The organism is Pseudomonas emilianonis, from assembly GCF_023072625.1.
In the GTDB taxonomy this organism is placed as follows: domain Bacteria; phylum Pseudomonadota; class Gammaproteobacteria; order Pseudomonadales; family Pseudomonadaceae; genus Aquipseudomonas; species Aquipseudomonas paraveronii.
In genome coordinates this window covers 1-2109 of the sequence record NZ_JAKNRV010000583.1, presented here as the reverse complement: position 1 = coordinate 2109, position 2109 = coordinate 1, and the positions used below count along the sequence as shown (strand labels likewise).

The 2109-nt window shown below is 61.5% G+C and carries 2 protein-coding genes and 1 pseudogene; 1 reads left to right on the top strand and 2 read right to left on the bottom strand.

Annotated features, from left to right (window positions below):
• A pseudogene (locus L9Z73_RS29655) lies at window positions 1-146 on the bottom strand (AraD1 family protein); the annotation flags it as partial.
• 21 nt (window positions 147-167) lie between these two features.
• Window positions 168-1490, bottom strand: a complete 1323-nt coding sequence (locus tag L9Z73_RS29650; protein ID WP_247408455.1) for an MFS transporter — start codon at window positions 1488-1490, stop codon at window positions 168-170.
• A 193-nt stretch (window positions 1491-1683) separates the two neighbouring features.
• Between L9Z73_RS29650 and L9Z73_RS29645 the strand changes: the two genes are divergently transcribed.
• Window positions 1684-2109 (top strand): dihydroxy-acid dehydratase (locus L9Z73_RS29645; RefSeq protein WP_247408453.1); only part of this gene is annotated, 426 nt, incomplete at its 3' end.

Sequence of the window (2109 nt, the reverse complement as noted above, 5' to 3'; positions counted from 1 at the left end):
TGCTGAGCGAGGCCCACGCCCGCTTCGATCGCGGCCAGCGCCAACTCGCGCACGCTGTGCGCGCTGAGCACTTCGCGCACCTGGCTACCCTCCACCACGCCGACCCGACGCTCACCGTTGCGCAACTCGAACTGAACTAAACGCATGCCGCTTCTCCTGATAATCGATTAAGTACGCGTGGCGCCACGGGCGCTCGCAGCGAATTGGTCAGCCGGCAGCACATGCTTGCGCTCCAGCAGACGGTAGACCACGCCGGTCAGTAGCAAGCCGAACACCATCACTGCGGACAGGAAGTACAAGCCCGAGGCCAGGTTGCCGGTGTATTCCTTGAGCGCGCCGATCACGAACGGGCCGATATAGCCGCCGAGGTTGCCCACCGAATTGATCAAGGCAATCCCCGCTGCCGCGCTCGCCCCGGCAAAAAACCGCCCGGGCAGGGTCCAGAACACCGCAGTGCAAGAAAACATCGCGAACGCCGCCAGGCACAGCGCCGCCATTTGCAGCACCGGCACACTCAGCCAGGCACTGAAGAACAGGCCGATGGCACCCAGTACGTAAAGCACCGCCAGGTGGCCGTAGCGATCGTTCAAACGGTCGGAACTGCGCGGGATGATCAACAGCCCGATGATCCCGAAGATATACGGCACCGCCGACACAAAGCCGGTGACCAGGTCGGTGCCGCCGAACTGCTTGATCAGCGTCGGCAGCCACAGGCCCAACCCGTAGATGCTCAGGGTCACCGGCAAGTAGAACAGCGCCAGCAGCAACACGCGCTTGTCCTTGAGGGCGTGCAGCGGATTGCCGTGGCGGGTCTGGCCGTATGTTTGCAGGTCCTTGGCCAGTTCGCCGGTGAGCCAGGCTTTTTCGTCTTCGCTCATCCAGTTGACCTGCTTGGGGCCGTCCGGCAGGTAGCGCAGCACCGGCCAGGTGAGCAGGATCGCCGGGGTGCCGATGACGATGAACAGCCATTGCCAGCCGTGCAGCCCGAGGGTGCCGTCCATGCCCAACAGGCCGCCGGAGACCGGGCCGGTGATCATCATTGCGATCGGTTGCGAGAGGATGAACAGCCCAAGGATCTTGCCGCGATGGCGCACCGGGAACCACTGGGTGATGTAGTACAGAACGCCGGGGAAGAACCCCGCCTCCGCCGCGCCGAGCAGAAAGCGCATCACATAGAAGCTCTGCGGCCCCTGCACGAACGCCATGCCGATGGTGATGGTGCCCCAGGTGATCATGATCCGTGCGAACCAGCGCCGTGCGCCGAAGCGATCGAGCATCAGGTTGCTGGGGATCTCGAACAGGAAGTAGCCAATAAAGAACAGGCCTGCGCCAAAGCCGTAGGCCGCATCACCGATGCCGACGTCGGCGCCCATGTGCAGCTTGGCGAACCCCACGGCGGAGCGGTCCACGTAGGCGATCAGGTACAGCAGGACGAGGAAGGGAATCAGTTTCAGCGTGATGCGCCGTATAAGCCGCAGTTCCTGGCTCATGGGAGTCGATCTCCGATTGTTGTTTTTATAGAAGCTCGGGGGACGCCTCTCGCGAAAATCCGCCAGGGCAATACCTCAGTTGAGATTGACTATATAGTAGTACTATTTACGAAACAACACTTCCAAACCTAACATTTTGCGCTTATGTTTAGCTTCATAGAGAACATATAGTCATACAATAAGAGAAACCATCATGTCTGATAAAAAACCTGGCCTGCGCTCCGCCCAGTGGTTTGGTACCGCCGACAAGAACGGCTTCATGTACCGCAGCTGGATGAAGAACCAGGGCATCGCCGACCATCAGTTCCACGGCAAACCGATCATCGGTATCTGCAACACCTGGTCCGAGCTGACCCCGTGTAACGCCCACTTCCGCCAGATCGCCGAGCACGTCAAGCGCGGCGTGATCGAGGCCGGCGGCTTCCCCGTGGAATTCCCGGTGTTCTCCAATGGCGAATCGAACCTGCGCCCCACCGCCATGCTCACGCGCAACCTGGCGAGCATGGACGTGGAGGAAGCGATTCGCGGCAACCCCATCGACGGCGTGGTGCTGCTGACCGGCTGCGACAAGACCACCCCGGCGCTGCTGATGGGCGCGGCCAGTTGCGACGTGCCGGCC